At 60.3% G+C, this 18,831-nt stretch carries 10 protein-coding genes; all 10 read left to right on the plus strand.

The window, feature by feature from the left end; translation table 11 throughout:
* Positions 1–186: 186 nt before the first annotated feature.
* A complete protein-coding gene (locus AC1DON_RS03295) occupies positions 187–1,677 on the plus strand; it encodes a tryptophan halogenase family protein (protein ID WP_476933299.1) in 1,491 nt (496 codons plus the stop codon).
* 181 nt (positions 1,678–1,858) lie between these two features.
* Positions 1,859–4,087: an exo-alpha-sialidase gene (locus AC1DON_RS03300; RefSeq protein ID WP_476933300.1), complete on the plus strand. Its 2,229-nt coding sequence runs from the start codon at positions 1,859–1,861 to the stop codon at positions 4,085–4,087.
* Positions 4,088–4,101: 14 nt separating this feature from the next.
* Entirely contained in the window at positions 4,102–6,555 is a 2,454-nt protein-coding gene (locus AC1DON_RS03305; protein WP_476933301.1) for a glycoside hydrolase family 2 TIM barrel-domain containing protein, read from the plus strand.
* A gap of 27 nt (positions 6,556–6,582) precedes the next feature.
* A complete protein-coding gene (locus tag AC1DON_RS03310) occupies positions 6,583–8,559 on the plus strand; it encodes a sialate O-acetylesterase (protein WP_476933302.1) in 1,977 nt (658 codons plus the stop codon).
* 73 nt (positions 8,560–8,632) lie between these two features.
* Entirely contained in the window at positions 8,633–10,555 is a 1,923-nt protein-coding gene (locus AC1DON_RS03315; protein ID WP_476933303.1) for an NPCBM/NEW2 domain-containing protein, read from the plus strand.
* Between the two features lie 500 nt (positions 10,556–11,055).
* Positions 11,056–12,099 carry a glycoside hydrolase family 5 protein gene (locus AC1DON_RS03320; RefSeq protein ID WP_476933304.1) on the plus strand — a complete coding sequence of 348 codons (1,044 nt, stop codon included), beginning with the start codon at positions 11,056–11,058 and terminating at the stop codon, positions 12,097–12,099.
* A 289-nt stretch (positions 12,100–12,388) separates the two neighbouring features.
* On the plus strand, positions 12,389–14,437 hold the full coding sequence (locus AC1DON_RS03325) for a glycoside hydrolase family 9 protein (protein WP_476933305.1): 2,049 nt from the start codon (positions 12,389–12,391) through the stop codon (positions 14,435–14,437).
* A 122-nt stretch (positions 14,438–14,559) separates the two neighbouring features.
* Positions 14,560–16,137 (plus strand): alpha-L-fucosidase, encoded by a 1,578-nt coding sequence (locus AC1DON_RS03330; RefSeq protein WP_476933306.1) that lies wholly within the window; start codon positions 14,560–14,562, stop codon positions 16,135–16,137.
* 66 nt (positions 16,138–16,203) lie between these two features.
* A complete protein-coding gene (locus tag AC1DON_RS03335; protein WP_476933307.1) occupies positions 16,204–17,094 on the plus strand; it encodes a polysaccharide deacetylase family protein in 891 nt (296 codons plus the stop codon).
* A gap of 154 nt (positions 17,095–17,248) precedes the next feature.
* Positions 17,249–18,826: an alpha-L-fucosidase gene (locus AC1DON_RS03340; protein WP_476933308.1), complete on the plus strand. Its 1,578-nt coding sequence runs from the start codon at positions 17,249–17,251 to the stop codon at positions 18,824–18,826.
* Positions 18,827–18,831: the final 5 nt, after the last annotated feature.

Here is an 18,831-nt window from a genome sequence, read left to right on the forward strand (position 1 = left end):
TTTTTGTTTTGTCGCGATATTTGGCCAAAAAACGCTGCACACTTTTTGGTATATCGCTCTAGCTGCCGGGCCTTCTCGATCGCTTATCGCCGGCGGCTTACGCGACTTGACCGACATCCAACCCCCGCATAGCCTGAACCCATTCGCCAGACATGGCGTCGGATGCGTTCATGGCGAGGTATGTTTATGAATAGCGTACAGCAACAGGAAATCGTCATATTGGGTGGTGGCGCGGCGGGATGGATCGCGGCTGCGCTGCTGGCCAGGAAGACGGATCGCAGTCAAGTCCGCATAACTCTGGTTGAATCCGAGGAAATCGGCATCATAGGCGTCGGGGAGGCGACGGTCCCGGTGCTGGCGCTCTGCAACGCGTTGCTCGGCATTGAGGAACATGACTTTATTCGCAGCACCCAGGGCACGTTTAAGCTGGGCATTGAATTTTGCGACTGGGGCGTGGCCGGAAACCGGCATTTCCACGCGTTCAGCGATTATGGTCGCCAAGTTGACGCGGTATCGACCCACCACTACTGGCTGAGATTGCGGCAATCCGGCGATGAGCATCCGATCGATGACTATTCGTTCGCCTACGCCGTGGCCAAGAACAACAATTTTGCGCCTATGGATCCGCAGAATTCGCGCTATCACTATGCCTATCATTTTGACGCCACATTGTACGCCCGCTATCTGCGGGACGTGGCGACCGGGCTGGGCGTGCAGCGTATCGAAGGCAAGATGACGCACGTCGATCTGGATAGCGCCTCTGGCAATATCACCGCCATCCATCTTGCCAATGGCACTAAGGTTTCCGGCGACCTGTTCCTGGATTGCACGGGTTTCGCGTCCGAACTGCTGGGAAAGGCGTTGGACACGCCATTCGTTGACTGGTCGCGCTGGTTGCTTTGCAACAGCGCCATGGCAGTCCCATCGAAACGTACCGGCACGCCCATGCCGTTTACGCGATCCACTGCCCACGCCGGGGGCTGGCAATGGTCTATTCCACTGCAACATCGCAGCGGCAATGGCATGGTCTATAATTCGGATCTCTGGGGCGACGATGCGGCGCGTGACGCCTTGCTAAGCAATATCGACGGCGAACTGCTGGCTGAGCCGAGGGTGTTCCGCTTTACATCCGGGCATCGCAAGCAGTTCTGGAACCGCAACTGTATAGGGATCGGTTTTGCCTCCAGCTTTCTCGAACCGCTGGAGTCGACCGGCCTGCAGTTGATTATCCAGGGGGTCTTGAAGTTGCTGCAATTCTTCCCCCACGGGACCATCAACCCCGTTTTGCGCGACGAATATAATCGCATGTCCACCCGCGAGATCGAGCGCATACGCGACTTCATCATTGCGCACTATTACCTCTCACGCCGCCCCGAGCCATTGTGGGCGGCGTGCCGTAACATCGAGATACCTGACAGCCTTCGGCACAAGCTTGAGGTCTGGAACGCCAGCGGGCAAATCGCGCTGGGTGATCTCGAGTCCTATATGGAGCCGAGTTGGCTCGCAATCCTGCTGGGCAACGGCGCCATTCCAGCGCGCTACGCCGTAGCGGCTGATCTCCATCCGTTGGAGCAGGTCCGCAAGGGTATGGAATCGCGCCGTGAAGAGATCATACGTTCGGCGCAGGCCGTCACTTCGCATCAGGATTTCATCAATCAGTACTGCAAGGCCCCCTGAACGGTGCAGTTTATCCGGGGCCAGAGCAAAAGGACGTGACAGCGATTGCACTAGGAAGCGACCGAACACCTTACCCCGTCATGATAAATTCCTACGCGGATGAGGTACGGCATCATGTTGCTGACTGTCCGTACTCCGGTGATTAAACAGCCAGATCAAATAAAAACAAAAGGTGAGGATCATGAAAACGCCAAAGGATGCCAAGGCCTTACTTTGCGTCGGCTTCATAGCTTTTCTGGGTGGCGCCTCAGGACATGCGCAGGAAGCGAAGATCAAATCAGAGCCCTACATATGGGCGACCGCACCGATGGGGGCGGGCGGGTTCGTCGACGGCTTCGTGTATCATCCGACCGAAAAGGGCTTGATGTACGCCCGCACCGATATCGGTGGGGCCTATCGCTGGGAGCCGGCGACCAAGTCCTGGCTTCCACTTCAGGACGGCATGGTTCGGGGTGACGACTTCGGCGTCCTCAGCCTGGCGCTTGATCCGCGTGATCCGAACAAGGTGTATCTGGCCACGGGTCTTTATACAGGTCAATGGGCCGGCAACGGCACGGTGTGGCGATCCAATGATCGCGGCCTGACCTGGGAATCCTCAGAGCTTGCGGTCAAGTTGGGCGGAAACGAGAATGGCCGGGGCGCCGGCGAGCGCATGCAGGTCGACCCCAACCTGGGCAGCATTCTCTTGCTGGGGACAACCAAGGACGGACTGCTGAAAAGCAGGGACGGGGCGAAAACCTGGACGAAGGTGACGTCCTTCCCTGAAACAGCCGTGACATTTGTCCAGTTCGATTCGAAATCCGCTGAAAAGGGTTCAGCCACGCCGACGATATATGCCGGGACGGAGAACAAGGATCGCAACCTCTATGTCAGCAACGACGGCGGTGACACCTGGACGGTTTTGGCCGGCACACCCAAGGGCTTTGTCGCGCATCACGCGGCTTTTGACGCGTCAGGAAAGGCGCTTTACGTCACCTTTGCCGACCATCCCGGGCCTAATGATTGTCGTGACGGCGCCGTCTACGCCTACAGTCTGGCGGACAAGAAATGGAGCGACATCACACCGCAAAAGCCGGGCAATGGCGGTCCGACCTTCTGCTATGCCGGCGTGAGCGCAGCTGCCACCGCCCCGGGGACAGTAGTCGTTTCGGCAGCCAATCGCTGGTGGGGAGGCGGCGACACCATCTTCCGCAGCACCGACGGCGGCAAGCATTGGACCGACATAGCCCCGCTGTCAAAACACTCCGCTGAGCATTTCCCCTGGATACTGGCCGACAACAAGGGCGAGGAAAGGATGGGGAGCTGGATCTGGGACGTGGAGATCAATCCATTCAATCCGGACGAGGCAATTTACGGCACAGGCGCCGGGCTTTGGATGACCGGTAACTTGACCGCCGCGGATCGCAAGGAGACCGTCAACTGGTCCTTCGACGTCGAGAATTTCGAGGAGATGGCGGTTCTGGACATGGTCAGCCCACCTGCCGGCGCGCACCTGATCGTTTCGGTCGGCGATGTGGGCGGCTTCCGCCACCTCGATTTCGAAAACTCGCCGGGTCTGGATGGCGGCTATTACCAGCCTGCGGCTGGATCCAACCGCACGGTTGACTTCGCTGAACTCAATCCGGGTTTTGTGGTGCGAACGGCAGACGGCGACAGCGCCAAGACCAATGCGTTTTACTCGCTTGATAACGGCAAGACCTGGCGCGATGTGCCATCGAAGCCGCCCCTGGTTCTGCATGACGACAAAGGCTGGTATGCGCCCGGCAGGATTGCCGTTTCGGCCAGGGGGACCTCCATGGTCTGGGCCACCGGAAAGGGCGATGTCTACTATTCGATCGATCGTGGCCAGACGTGGAAACCGACCACCGGCGCGCCTCGCCTCAACCGTGCCCTGCGCCCATTCTCGGACCGGGCGGTGGATGGCGTTTATTACATCTACAATCGGGACACCGGCGACATGTCGGCAAGTGCCGATAACGGCGCGACCTTCCAGGTCTTTGCCGCAGGACTGCCGAAACTCGACGGCTGGCAGCAAGATGTGCAGGCGAGCGCCGTGCCGGGCCGTCTACGGGATATCTGGCTGCCGGGCCCCTGGGGAATTTTCCACGCGCGCGACGCAAAATCAAAATTCAAGCAGATCGACGGGTTCACCGAGGTTTCGGGCGTCGGTTTCGGGAAGGCAGCCGATGGTGCAGACTATCCGACGGTGTTCGCCTGGGGGCATTACAAGGGAAAACTCGGCATCTACCGTTCGACGGATGAAGGCAAGTCCTGGCTTCGGATCAATGACGACGCCCATCAGTATGGCAGTGGCGCTATGCTGATCGGCGACCCACGGGTTTTCGGACTCGTCTATATTGCGGGACGCGGAGTCGTTGTCGGCGTGCCCGACCAGGCGCCAGGACAATGAGCAGGAAAGTGAACATGATGACGGGATATTGGAAACGGCCGGGTTGCTCCGCGGCGCGCGGCTTGATGCTGACGGTGGCCATGGCCTGTCTGGCGCTTCCGGCCATGGCGGACACGCGCAGTTTGTCGCAGGATTGGCGGGTTCATCGCGGCGAGGCTGCGGGCGCCGAACGGCCGGCATTCAATGATCAGGGCTGGCAACGCGTTTCCACGCCACACGACCTGTCCATCATGGATAAACCCGATGGCTCGGCGCCTTTCGATGCAAAGGCTGAGGCCGGTCAGGATTCCGGCTATCTGCCCGGCGGCATCGGCTGGTACCGGCGTAACCTGACTCTGACCGCCGATGAAGCCGCCCGTATCGTTCGGTTGAATTTCGAAGCCGTCTATATGGATGCCGATATCTGGCTGAACGGGCAAAAGGTGGCGGCGCATAAGTACGGCTATACAGCCTTCACGGTTGACCTGACCGGAAAAGTTCGTGCCGGCGAGAATGTTATCGCTGTCCGGGTCAATCATCCCGATCCGTCGTCACGCTGGTACGCAGGCACAGGCATCATCCGGCCGGTGACTCTGGACGTGCTGAACTGTGTGCATATCGCGCCTGACAGCGTATCCGTGACAACGCCTGTCGCCACCGGCGAGGCTGGTGTCGTGGCCGTCGACACCTCCGCCAGCAACTGCGCCGCCAAGCCGGCCAAGGTCGAACTGGTAGCGAAGGTGGTTTCGCACACAGGCGAAACGGTCGCGCAGACCTCGCAAAAGCAGACGGTCGGCGCCAAGGCCAGGATTGAACTGAATAGCCGCCTCAATGTCGTCCGTCCGGCGCTTTGGTCACCGGATGCGCCGAATCTCTACACCCTTGTTCAGGAATTGCGCGTCGATGGCGTGATCGTCGATGAACGCCGGACGCGGTTTGGCATGCGCACGGTCACGATCGATGCCGTCAACGGCCTGCGGCTTAACGGCAAGCCCGTGGAACTGCGCGGGGGCAATATCCACCACGACAACTACATGCTGGGCGCGGCCGGTGTTCCAGACGCCGATCGCCGCAAGGTCGCGCTGATGAAGTCTGCGGGCTATAATGCCATCCGCAACGCCCACAATCCGGCCAGCCAGGCAACGCTGGAAGCCGCCGATGAGTTGGGGATGCTGGTTATCGATGAGGCGTTTGACAGTTGGGGCAAATCCAAGCGCGCCCAGGATTACACCCGGTTCTTCGCCGACAACTGGGCGCAGGATATCGACAGTCTCGTCACCAGCGGTCGCAACCACCCCAGTGTTATCTTCTGGAGTATCGGCAACGAAATCCCCGAGGACGGAACGCCGGAAGGCGTTGCGACCGCGCGGAGACTGGCCGGCCGCGTGCATCTTGGTGACCCCACGCGGCCGGTCACCCAAGGCGTGAATGCCGATCCGCCGAAGAGTTCATTGCAGTTCGATCAGCTCGACGTCGCCGGTTATAATTACAAGGCGCATCAGTTCGATGATGAGCACAAGAATTTCCCCAACCGGGTCATCTACACCTCTGAGTCGGTTTCGAAGGACGCGTTTTCCTACTGGCGTGCCGTTGAGACCAAGCCCTGGGTCATCGGAGACTTTGTCTGGACAGCCGTCGACTATCTTGGCGAGGCCGGCATAGGATGGATGGGCTATAGCCAGGACTGGCAAAAGCTGGGGCCTTACCCGTGGAACCTGGCCTATTGCGGTGAAATCGACGCCACCGGCCGCAAACGACCCGCGGCCTATTACCGGGAAGTCCTGTGGAAGACCGGCATCAATCCGGTATCGGCCTTCGTCAAGCAACCCAAGGGCACCGAGGACCTGCCCGACCGGGATCATTTCCCGACAACGCCGCCGCACCTCGACTGGTCGCTGGACGATGTGCACCCCAACTGGACCTGGCCCGGACAGGAAGGTAAACCGCAGGAGGTGGTGGTCTATTCCGAATATCCGGAAGTCGAACTGTTCCTGAACGGGAAGAGTCTTGGCCGCAAGGCGACCAGCGTGGCAACGGAATATAAGGCGGTCTATTCGGTGCCATACCAGGCCGGCCAATTGCTGGCTGTCGGCTATAGCGGCGGCAAGGAAGCCGGGCGTTGGGAGCTTAAGACGGCGGGCGCGCCCGCCACTGCGAAAGTCACGGCTGATCGCACGCAACTGACAGCCAACGGCCAGGACCTTGCCTACGTGGCAATCGAACTGTTCGACGCCAATGGCACGCCGGTCTATGCGCGTGGCGACGAACGCCGGGTGAAGGTCCGCGTGCTGGGGGCCGGACATCTGGCGGGACTTGGCAACGGCGATCCCCAGGACGTGTCCAGCCTCAAGTCCGGCGATCGCATGACTTTCCATGGCCGGGTCGTGGCGGCTATCCAGGCCGGCACAAGCGCCGGACAGGTTAAAGTCGAAATCGAGGTCGAAGGGCTGCCACTGCAAACCTTGCGGCTGGAAGCGATCTCGTTTTAAACATTTTCGATTCAAGGAATGAGTGCAATGAAATACCGGGTCACCGCAGGATTAATCGCAAGCGCGCTCGCGCTGGCTGCAGCCGCAGGCGCTCAGGCGCAGGCGGCTTTCGGGCTGGCGCCGATTTTCACCGACCACGGCGTATTGCAGCGGGATAAGCCTGTAGCGGTCTGGGGACGGGCCGAGCCCAACGCGACGGTGAGCCTGAAGCTGTCGAGCGGCAGCCAGGTCCTGGCAAATGTCAGCGGACGTGCGGATGCATCGGGTGTGTTTTCGCTGGCGCTGCCGCAACAGAAGACGGGCGGCCCTTATGTGCTGACGCTTACGGACACAGGTGGCCATACACAGACCTTGCAGGACATTCTGATCGGAGACGTCTGGCTCTGTTCCGGCCAGTCGAACATGGAGTTTGCGCTCAAAGACGCAAACAACGGGGACGGGGAGGCCGCCGGCGCGACCAACCCCTCGCTGCGCATTTTCGACGTGCCGCGGAACTCACAGCCGGTGCCGGTTACCGGTTTCGCCAGACCGACGCAGTGGCAGGTATCGTCGCCGGCGTCGGCCGCCAATACCTCCGCCGTATGTTATTTCATGGCGCGGCAACTCGCTGAAACCTACCACGTACCGCAGGGAATGATCCACGCGTCCTGGGGAGGAACGGCATCGCAATTGTGGACAAGCCCGGAGGGGCTGGCATCGATTGACGAGATGCGCGAAAACCTCAAGGTCATGGATCTGTACCGCACCGATCCCAAAAGCGCGCTTGCAAACTGGAAGACTTATACCGACGCCTGGTGGCGCACCCGCGATCCCGATTTCGCGCAGGTCGGCCAGTGGTCGAGCCAGAAATTTCCAGATACGACGTGGCCAACCCTGGTTGCGGCGGGCGCGTGGGAAAACAGCGGGGTTGACGCTTTAAAAGCATTCGACGGCATCGTCTGGTATCGTCAGACCGTCACGTTGACGGCTGAGCAGGCCGCGCACGCAGTCGCGATCGACCTAGGCCCGGTGGACGATTCCGACACGACTTGGGTGAATGGCAAATGGGTCGGCGCGACAGATGGCTGGGACCGGCCACGTCATTACGTCCTTCCCAAAGGTGTGCTGAAGGCCGGCGCCAACGTCATCGCCATCCGGGTTCTGGATACCGGCGGCGGCGGCGGCCTTCATGGCGCACCGTCCGATCGCGCACTGATGCTCGATAATGGCGCGCGTGTCGTCCTGTCTTCGGAGTGGCGATACCATATCGGCGCCGATATCAGAACCGTTGGCGCCGCACCGACCGCGCCGTGGGCGGAAGCCGGCGGGTCGTCCGTGCTTTATAACGGGATGATTGCGCCACTGGTGCCCTACACCCTGAAAGGCATTGCCTGGTATCAGGGTGAGGCAAACGCGGGTAACGGGGCGCTATACGCCAAGCTTCTGCCGGCCCTGGTGAAGGACTGGCGCGCGCAATTCCATGCGCCGGATCTGCCGTTTCTTCCGGTTCAGCTAAGCGCGTTTGGTTCGTCTCAGGATGTGCCCTACGCGTCGGGCTGGGGCGAGGTGCGGGATATCCAGCGCCGCCTCGAGCGCGATGACAAGCGCGTAGGCATGGCCGTCAGCTATGACGTCGGCGACCGCTTCGACATTCATCCGACGCAGAAGCGCCAGGTCGGTCTGAGACTGGCGTTGGCCGCGCGCAAGGTGGCCTATGGCGAAGCATTGAAACTGGGGCCACGCCCGGAACGCGCCTATCGCCGCGGCAACGATCTGGTTGTCGACTTTTCCGATGTCAACGGCACCCTCAAGGCCTACGGAGGCAAGGATCTGCTGGGCTTCGAGGTCTGCGCGGCATCTTGCCATTTCGCCAGCGCCCATATCGAAGCGGGTTCGGTCGTCCTCCCGGGCGAAGGCAGCCAAGACGCGAAATCCGTCCGCTTCGGGTGGTCGGACGCGCCTATTCTCAACCTCTTCGACGCTGGCGATCTTCCGGCTTCGACCTTCGCTATCGACATAAAATAGGCGCATGGGGGCGCGTGAGATTGCCTTTCACACGCGCCCATGCCCAAGATGGACAAAACTTTTGGAAAACGTCATGACACGATTTGGTCGCGGGCTGGTGAGTGGCCTCGTACTCGCACTCATTTGCAGCAGCGCGGCCTATGCCGCTACAGATCCGTTGGCGGCAACGGGACGCTGGAGCGCGGTGACAACGGGACAGGCCGCGACACCGCCCATGGGCTGGAATTCGTGGAACGCCTTCCATACAGATATCACCGAAGCCAAGGTTCTCGATTCCGCCAAGGTCATCGTCGCCAGCGGCCTGGCGGCTAAAGGCTACCGCTATATCAATATCGATGACGGCTGGTGGCTGAAGCGACGCACGACCGACGGACGGATGATCGTGCGAACTTCCCTCTTTCCTTCGGCCGCCGTCGGCGGGGCGGAAGAGACCAGCTTCAAGCCGTTCACCGACAGCATCCACGCCATGGGTCTGAAGGCCGGCATTTATTCGGATATCGGCGCCAATAACTGTTCCCAGGCTTTTGGCGGCCCAAATACGCCAAACCTGCCCGAGGGCACGGTCGCCGAGCGCGAGGTGGGACTATACGGCCACGTCGATCAGGACATTAAGCTGTATTTCGGCGAATGGGTGTTCGACTATATCAAGGTCGACGCCTGCGGCATCCGGGCTTTCGGCCCGGACAATGGACGCGTCAAGGCCGGCCAATACCGGGCATTGGGGCCGCTGATCGACTTCAGCGAAATCCGCCGCACCGACATCCCTGCGGTCCGCAAGCTTTACCAGCAGGTTGCCGATGCGATGCGCCGGGAAAACCCGGACGGCGACTATATCTTTTCCATTTGCGCCTGGGGTTCGGCGGATGTCCGCGCCTGGGCGAAGGACGTCGGCAACCTGTCACGCACCAGCGACGACATCACACCGAACTGGACGCGGATGCTGGCCAATTTCGACAGCGCGGCCAATCGCGCGCTGTACGCCCATCCGGGCTCATGGAATGACCCCGACATGCTGTTCATCGGTCATGGCGACTTCGATGAGCACCATCTGACCGAGGCGAAGTCGCACTTTGCGCTGTGGTCGATGCTGTCGGCGCCGCTGTTGATCGGCTACGATCTGCGTAATGCGCCGCAATCGCTCATGAATATCCTGGGCAACAGCGACATCATTGCCGTCAACCAGGATCCGGCCGGCAACCAGGCCGTGCTGGCCTATGACAGCGACGACGTCCAGATTCTGGTCAAAACGCTCAGCAACGGTCACAAGGCTGTGGCGATCTTTAATCGTGGCCTTGAGGCAACTGACGTCACCCTGACGGCCCGTCACCTGAAACTCGCAGGAAACGCACCGGTTGCGCTCAAGGACCTGTGGAGCGGCAGCAGCCTGCCTGCCTTTACCGGCGAAACGAAGCTGCATCTTGACCCGCGGCAGACCCTTATCTTCGACGCCACCGGCGCACGGGCGCTGACGGATGGTCTTTATCTGTCGGAAATGCCCGGCCGTGTGAATCCTGCCGTTGACGGTGTGAACCTGCCACAGCCGGATCCCACCATCCATCGGATGAAAAATCCCTGGGCAGGCACGACCGACACGGGGGAACCGCCCGCCTATACCGGCTGGGGCGGCGCCCAGGCGGACGCCACGCCGTACCGTCAGGCGCTGCGCGTCAACGGCCGCATGTACGAGACGGGTTTGGGCGTTCTGGCCAATTCGCGGTTCGAAGTCCGGGCCGATGGCGGCTTCCGCCGCTTCGTCGCTGAGGTCGGGGTTGACGATTCGACCTTTGATACGGATGATGCCGTGACCTTCTCCGTCTATGGCGACGGCAAGCTTCTGGCAACGTCCAGGCCGGCGCGCTTCGGCCAGCCGGTGCAGACCTTGCAGGCCAATATTGCCGGTGTAAAAATTGTCGAGTTGGTGGCGCGTGGCGCAACTGGCAAGACCAAGGTCCCGACTGTGGTTACATGGGGCAACGCTGCCTTCTTCAAGGATTAGCCCCATCCCTGGCAGGGCTTTGCGGCACTCGCCGCAGAGTCCCTCCCAAGGGGATATTTGTGACAACGGCACAACACTGCTGAACAATTCACGACTAAAAGCATATTTTATATTTGAATGGATCGAGCTGCGGCGGCTTTATAGCATCCCACGTTCGGCTTCCGCATGGGAGTCGTGCGCCAACAGGTCGCCGCATCAGGCGCCGATGACAAAAAAATGCAGTTTTTCGGGGAATAATAGTTATGACGTCGTCAACCGGATATAATCGCCGCAAGTTACTGGCTGCAGCCGGCAGCAGCCTTCTGCCTATCGCACTTATTGCCTGCGGCGGCGGCGGCGGAGGTGGCGGCAGCTCAGGTGGCGGCGGGGGAGGTGGCTCGAGTTCATCATCCTCGTCGTCCTCATCGTCCTCCTCCTCTTCTTCCTCTTCCTCTTCCTCTTCTTCAAGTGGACTTTACCCCAGCTACAATACCAGCCCGATCACGGCCAACTCGGCCGGCATGACCAGCACGGCGGCGCAGATTTCCGCCAAGATCAAGCTGGGCATCAACATCGGGAATACGATGGAGGCCATCGGCGGCGAAACAGTCTGGGGTAATCCGCTTATCACCCAGGCGCTGGTGGATAAGTACAAGGCATTGGGCTTCGACGCCATCCGCCTGCCTTGCGCATGGGACGGGTACGCGAACCAGACCACAGCTCAGATTTCAGCCACCTGGCTCGACCGCGTGAAAACCGTCGTGCAGTATTGCATCAACGCCGACCTGTACGTCGTGCTCAACATCCACTGGGACGGCGGATGGCTGGAAAAGCATATCGATGCCGCCAGCAAGGACGCGGTCAACGCAAAGCAGAAAGCCTTCTGGGAGCAGATCGCCACCCACCTGCGCGACTTCGATGAGCGCCTGATCTTCGCCAGCGCGAACGAGCCTGACGCCAGTACGGCGCCGAACACGACCGTCCTGGTCAGCTATCACCAGACGTTTATCGATGCCGTGCGGTCGACCGGCGGCAGAAATGCCTACCGCACGCTCATTGTCCAGTCGCCGCAAACCAACACCGAATTAGCCGTGTCGATATGGCCGGGTATGCCCACCGACACAGCGGCGAACCGCCTGATGTTCGAAGTCCACTACTATGCCCCGTCGCAGTTCATGATCATCAACAAGGACGAGTCCTGGGGCAAGATGTTCTACTACTGGGGCAGCGGCAATCATTCCACCATCGAGCCGGACCGCAACTCGACACATAGCGAAGAGCCCTATGTCGACCAGCAGATGCTGGCGATGAAGACAAACTTTGTCGACAAGGGCGTCCCGGTCATCATCGGCGAGTACGGCGCGTGGCGCAAAACGCAGCCGCTGGACATGGCCAAGCACAACGCCTCTGTGGACTTCTGGAACAAGTATGTCACCCAGAAGGCGCTCGCCAACGGCGCCGCGCCCTTCTTCTGGGACACCGGCGGCCTCATCGACCGCACGACGCTTGCCGTCAAGGATCAGGCGATGCTGGATGCCCTGCTCATCGGCGCCGGCAAGAAATAAGCCAATCGCAACAGGTGAAGTACGGACTTGCTGTCAGGTCCGTACATTCCCGGCATGCCATAGCCATCCCGACCGGCGCCACAAATGCGCTTTCACACTTGAAACTATATTTTATATGTGATAATATTGTGCCCGGGCCACGTGACGTCGCGGGCAGAGATGTAACCTGTCTCTTTGCTGCCATCATCCGGAAAGCCGCTCGGATGTTGTGACGACTGGCCGTTGAGACCGAAATAAAAAAGTGGCGACGACAGACCGCTCAGACAACGCGAACAGGATGGAACGACAGATGAAGCAGGGTTTTGACAGCAATCGCCGCAAACTTCTACTGGCAGCCGGCGTGGCTCTGGTGCCGATGGGGCTCATGAGCTGCGGCGGCGGAGGTGGCGGCAGCTCAGGTGGTGGCGGCGGTGGCGGTTCCTCGTCCTCCTCTTCGTCGTCCTCATCGTCTTCGGCATCAGTGAAGCCCGCCACCATGCAATTCGGTATTCCGATCGTGGTGGATCAGTTCGGCTACCTGCCGTCGCAAACCAAGATCGCCATCGTTCGCGATCCCCAGGGTGACACCGTGGGGACTCTGTCCGACGGCACGCCGATCATCAGCTTCGATGCGTCCGATTCGTTTATGCCGGGCACGGTCTATGAGGTGGTCAACGCAGCGACGAACGCAGCGATCTACAGCGCCGCCCCAGTGGCCTGGAACGGTGGCGCGACCGATACCAGTTCCGGCGACAAGGCCTGGCATTTCGATTTCAGCAGCGTCACTACGCCGGGCGAGTATTTTGTCCGCGATGCCCAGCGCAACGTGAAGTCCTACACCTTCAAAATCGCCGCGGACGTCTATCTGCCAGTGCTCAAAGCTGCCGTGCGCTGTTTCTACTATCAACGCGCCGGACAGGAAAAGCTGGCCGTGCATGCTGGCGCCGGTTGGGCTGACGGCGCATCGCACGTCGGGCCGGGGCAGGACAGGAATGCCCGCCTGTACAGCGCCAAGACCGATGCCTCGACCGAACGTGACGTGTCCGGCGGCTGGTACGATGCCGGCGATTTTAACAAGTACACAAGCTGGACGGCTGGCTACATTGCCTTCCTGCTTTTTGCCTACAAGGAAAACCCCGGCGTCTGGAGTGACGATTACAATATCCCGGAATCGGGCAATGGCATCCCGGACATTCTCGATGAGGCGAAGTGGGGCCTGGACTGGCTCAGCCGTATGCAGGAGTCGAACGGTTCAGTCCTGTCGATCGTCGGCATGAGCCATGCCTCTCCGCCCTCGGCGGCCACGGGGGCAAGCTATTATGGTCCGGCCAGTACTTCCGCCACCCTCAATGCCGCTGCGGCCTATGCTTTGGGCGCCAGGGTCCTGGGCGCGATTCCGGCGCTGGCCACTTATGCTTCAGGCCTGCGGACACGGGCAGAAAATGCCTGGAACTGGGCCGTCGCCAATCCGAATGTCATCTTCCAGAACAACGATGCGTCCAACGGGTCGCAGGGGCTTGGAGCTGGCGGGCAGGAAACGGACGATCGCGGACGCCTGATGGCCAAGCTGATGGCGGCGGTCTACCTTTACGACGCGACGGGCAACACCGCCTACCGCAGCTTCGTCGATGCCAACTATACCGAAGCCAATCTGATCCGGTTCGGCAACTACGCTTCGCCTTACGAGGTCACCCTGCAGGACGCCCTTCTGCATTACGCCGACCTGGCCGGCGCAACCTCATCGGTCGCCGCGGCGATCCGCAGCAACTACCTCAACGGCGTGAATTCCGAGTGGACCCGCGGCAAGATCACAACCAAGGCCGATCCGTATATGGCCTTCCTCAACGACTATGTCTGGGGCAGCAATGCCATCAAGAGCAGTGTCGGCCTGTTGTTTACCGCGCTGAACGCTCACAATCTCGGTACGGTGCATACCACGGCCGACAACCTCAATGCGGCGTCGCACTACATCCACTACCTTCATGGCGTGAACCCGCTGGGGCTGTGCTACCTGACCAATATGTCCAGCCTGGGGGCGGAAAACTCGGCCAACCAGATATTCCATTCCTGGTTCTCCGATGGCTCGGCCAAGTGGGACAGTGCCGCTACATCGACCTACGGCCCGCCGCCGGGCTTCATCCCGGGCGGCCCGAACCAGACCCAGTGGGACTGGGACAGCCGTTGCCCGTCGATCAGTTCGGCGTGCGGGACGACCCGGCCGAAGCCGCCGTACGCGCAGCCCAAGCAGAAGTCGTACAAGGATTTCAATGATGGCTGGCCGTTGAATTCCTGGCCGATCACTGAGGTCTCCAACGGCTATCAGGTGGCCTATATCCGCCTGCTGTCGAAGTTCGTCTAGGCAGGAGGAGCGTCCGAAAACCGTAGGCGATCAACCAAATTAATGGCGGTGTCCCGAGCTGCCTACATACGCGTTCCAGTGCCGACCGGGAGGGACAGAAACGCACATTATCAGGAAAGACTATGGCCCATCTGACAAAACGCGCACTCCTGGGTGCACCTCTCCTGGCGGCGCTTGGTACGGCGGCAGCGACGACCGTGCAGGCTGAAACCGTAGCGGAAGCCTGCAAGACGGAAACGCCCGTCCAGTACGACCTGCCGATGGCGGCTGGGCCGTTCAAGCCGACCGTGGAGTCGCTCAAGACCTACCAGACGCCCGGCTGGTTCCGCGACGCCAAGCTCGGCATCTGGTCGCATTGGGGCCCACAGGCCGTGCCGCGTCTTGGGGATTGGTACGCGCGGAACATGTATTCACCGGGGCATCCGCAAAATACGCATCATGTGAAAACCTACGGTGAGCCGTCGAAGTTCGGCTACAAGGACATCATTCCCCTTTGGAAGGCCGAGAAGTTCGATCCTGAAGGCCTGATGGACCAGTACGTTGCCGCGGGCGCCAAGTACTTCGTCAGCATGGGCGTGCACCATGACAATTTCGACCTGTGGAATTCGAAGCACCACAGGTGGAACGCCGTCGCCATGGGACCGAAGCGGGATATAGTGGGCGCTTGGGCGGCGGCCGCCCGTAAGCGCGGCCTGCGGTTCGGTGTCTCCGAACACCTCGGCGCCAGCCACAACTGGTTCTACACCAGCCATCTGTTCAACCAGTACTGGCCTGAGCTTGGTGCCAATTACGACGGCGCCGATCCCAAGAACGCCGATCTGTATCACCCTGCGCACAACGAACCCTACCGCGGTCACGCCGACACCTGGTACACCACCAATCCGAAGTTTCATCAGATCTGGTACAACCGGATGCGGGATCTGATCGACAGCTACGAACCGGACCTGCTCTATTCGGATGGTGGACTGCCGTTCGGAGTCGTCGGCCGCAGCCTTATCGCGCACATGTATAACAAAAGCATTGCCCACGCGGGCCGCAACGAAGCTGTCTATAACTGCAAGGACGGAGGCTCCGGCGAATTCGACAGGGAAGCCTGCGTTCAGGATGTCGAGCGCGGTGTTCTGAAAGGGATCAGTCCATTCCCGTGGCAGACCGATACGTCTAATGGCGACTGGTTCTACAACGACGGTTATAATTATAAAACCGGCGCGGAAGTCATTCACATGCTGAGCGACATCGTCAGCAAGAACGGCAACCTTCTGCTCAATATCGCCCAGTATCCCGACGGCAGCCTGCCGCCGGAGTCTCAACAGATGCTGGTAGACCTTGCGGCGTGGATGAAAGTCAACAGCGAAGCCATCCATGGCACCCGCCCATGGAAAATCTTCGGGGAGGGGCCGACGGAAGGCGCCGCCGGAGCTTTCCAGGAAGGCACGCTTTATACGCCGCAGGATATCCGTTTCACCACGAAGGGCGAGACGCTTTACGCCATAACGCTCGGCGTGCCGCAGGGCAGCGTTGCCATCAAATCGCTGGCGCAGCAAGGCGGACAGGACATGCGCAAGGTGAAGAGCGTGAACCTGCTGGGCGTGAAGCGTCCGTGCGCCTTCCGCCAGGAGGCAAACGCTCTGGTGATCGATCTACCGATGGCTCCGCCGAACGCACACGCTCCGGCTTTCAAAATAACCTTCCGCGGCTGATCCATCAGGTCCCGAAAACAGGAGATATCATTGAAATTATCCCCTTTTCTGGCTGTTGGTTTAGCCATGATGTTCACGTGCGGAGCGGCCGTCGCGGCTGACAAGGAAAAGTTCCAGGTGGCCGTCACGGTGGACGATCTGGCGGTACACGGCGCCTTGCCGCCGGGGGTGACGCGTCAGCAGGTCGCCGACAATTTTCTGGCGGCATTCAAGGCGCATGGTGTCAAGGAAGCCTGGGGCTTTGTCAACGGCATGAGCCTGACCTGGGACCCGTCGTCCATCAGTGTCCTGGAAGCGTGGCGCGCGGCGGGATATCCCTTGGGCAACCACGGCTTTACACATATGAATGCGTCGCAGAATTCGATCGACGCCTTCAAGGCCGATATCGACGCCAATGAACCCCTCCTGGCTTCGCTGATGGGCCAGGAGGACTGGCGCTGGCTGCGCTTTCCCAACCTCAGCGCCGGTACGGACGCCACGCATGGCGAGATTATGCAGTACGTGAAGACCAAGGGCTACAAGGTCGCTGATGTGACCATCGCCCTTAACGACTGGGCCTATGCCGATGCCTATGCCCGTTGCATCGCCAAGGGCGACGCGACGGCGGTGGCGACCTTGCGCAAGGACTACATGCGTGACGTAACCGCCGCGATCAAGCGGGCACGTGTCTTGTCACAGAAGATCTATGGTCGCGACATTCCGCATGTGCTGCTGGTCCACATCGGCGCCCTCACGGGGGAGATGATGCCGCAGATCCTGGGCGTCCTGGACGCCGAAGGTGCGGAATATATTCGTCTGAAAGAGGCCCAAAGCGATCCTGCCTACGACTTCAGCGGCCCAGGAGCCGCACAAGGTGTCATGCTGGATCGCGTGGCGCAGGAACAGGGTATCGACATCCGCGACGGTTCTATCGCGTCCCTGAACGATGTCGGCCCGATCATGAGTATGTGCCAGTGATCCGTCAGGCGACAACTTCGATGCTTACACCAGGACTAGGACTGGCTCAGGCCCGATAATCGGGCGTCACTAAAGCGGCTTCCGACAGCCGCTTATACCCTTGCTCTCGTCCGTGCAAAGGCACGTTGGGCGCATCTTTATCAGGAAAGAACCCATGGTAAATCTGACAAAACGCACACTGCTCGGCGCGCCTCTCCTGGCGGCGCTCGGCACCGCTGCGGCAACGACCGTGCAGGCCGGAAGCGAAGCGGCGGCGTGTAAGACGGAAACACCCGTCCAGTACGACCTGCCCATGGCCGGCGGGGCGTTCAAGCCGACCGCAGAATCGCTCAAGACTTACCAGGCGCCCGATTGGTTCCGGGACGCCAAGTTCGGCATCTGGTCGCACTGGGGACCTCAGGCCGTGCCGCGCGTCGGCGACTGGTACGCGCGGAATATGTATGTCCCAGGGCATCCCCATTACGATCACCATGTAAAGACCTACGGCCAGCCGTCGAAGTCCGGCTATAAGGACATTATTCCTTTGTGGAAGGCTGAGAAATTCGATCCCGAAAGCCTGATGGACAGGTATGTTGCTGCCGGAGCCAAATACTTTGTCAGCATGGGCGTGCACCACGACAATTTCGACCTGTGGAACTCAAAGCACCACAGATGGAACGCCGTCGCCATGGGACCGAAGCGGGACATTGTGGGCGCTTGGGCAGCAGCGGCCCGCAAGCGCGGCCTGCGGTTCGGCGTGTCCGAACATCTCGGCGCCAGCCACAACTGGTACCATCCCAGCCATTTGTACAACCAGACGTGGCCGGAAAACGGCGTAGCCTACGATGGCGCCGATCCGAAGTACGCCGACCTCTATCATCCCCAACACAACGAACCATATCGTGGAACGGCGGACACCTGGTACACCAAGGATCCCAAATTTCACCAGATCTGGTACAACCGTATCAAGGATCTGGTCGACAGCTACGAGCCGGACCTGCTCTATTCCGACGGCGGTCTGCCGTTCGGTGTCGTCGGCCGCAGCCTGGTCGCCCACATGTATAACAAGAGCATCGCCAGGTCGGGCCGCAATGAAATTGTCTACAACGGCAAGGATTTTGGCTCCGGCGAATTTTACAAGGAAGCCTTTATCCAGACGGTCGAGCGCGGCGTTCTGGAAGGCATCAATCCACTGCCCTGGCAGACCGACACGTCCATGGGCGACTGGTATTACAGCGAGGGCTTTAATTACAAAACCACGACGAGTGTCATCCATATGCTGGCTGATATCGTCAGCAAGAATGGCAATATGCTGCTCAACGTCGTGCAGTATCCGGAAGGCGATTTGCCGCCGGAAACCCTGACCTTCCTCGACGAAATGGCCGCGTGGATGAAGGTCAACGGCGAAGCCATTCATGGCACCCGGCCGTGGACAGTTTTTGGAGAGGGGCCGACCGCAGGAACGCATGGCGCCTTCCAGGAAAGCGCCAACTACACGCCGCAGGATATCCGGTTCACCACGAAGGGCCAGTCGCTCTATGCCATAACGCTGGGCGTGCCGCAGGGCAGCGTAGCCGTCAAGTCGCTGGCGCAGCAAGGCGGACAGGAAACACGCAAGGTGAAGAGCGTGCAATTGCTGGGGGTGAAGCGTCCGTGCACCTTCCGTCAGGAGGCAAACGCCCTGGTAATCGACCTGCCGGCATCGCCGCCATCCGCGCACGCCGCCGCCTTCAAGATAACGTTCCGGGGATAATCGTC

The organism is Asticcacaulis sp. P4_H10, from assembly GCF_056400965.1.

Excerpts from the sequence above, each read along its gene's own strand:
- AC1DON_RS03310 (WP_476933302.1), top strand. The coding sequence starts at position 6,583 with ATGAAATACCGGGTCACCGCAGGATTAATCGCAAGCGCGCTCGCGCTG.
- AC1DON_RS03340 (WP_476933308.1), top strand. The coding sequence starts at position 17,249 with ATGGTAAATCTGACAAAACGCACACTGCTCGGCGCGCCTCTCCTGGCG.
- AC1DON_RS03320 (WP_476933304.1), top strand. The coding sequence starts at position 11,056 with ATGACCAGCACGGCGGCGCAGATTTCCGCCAAGATCAAGCTGGGCATC.
- AC1DON_RS03315 (WP_476933303.1), top strand. The coding sequence starts at position 8,633 with ATGACACGATTTGGTCGCGGGCTGGTGAGTGGCCTCGTACTCGCACTC.
- AC1DON_RS03325 (WP_476933305.1), top strand. The coding sequence starts at position 12,389 with ATGAAGCAGGGTTTTGACAGCAATCGCCGCAAACTTCTACTGGCAGCC.
- AC1DON_RS03300 (WP_476933300.1), top strand. The coding sequence starts at position 1,859 with ATGAAAACGCCAAAGGATGCCAAGGCCTTACTTTGCGTCGGCTTCATA.
- AC1DON_RS03335 (WP_476933307.1), top strand. The coding sequence starts at position 16,204 with ATGATGTTCACGTGCGGAGCGGCCGTCGCGGCTGACAAGGAAAAGTTC.
- AC1DON_RS03305 (WP_476933301.1), top strand. The coding sequence starts at position 4,102 with ATGATGACGGGATATTGGAAACGGCCGGGTTGCTCCGCGGCGCGCGGC.
- AC1DON_RS03295 (WP_476933299.1), top strand. The coding sequence starts at position 187 with ATGAATAGCGTACAGCAACAGGAAATCGTCATATTGGGTGGTGGCGCG.
- AC1DON_RS03330 (WP_476933306.1), top strand. The coding sequence starts at position 14,560 with ATGGCCCATCTGACAAAACGCGCACTCCTGGGTGCACCTCTCCTGGCG.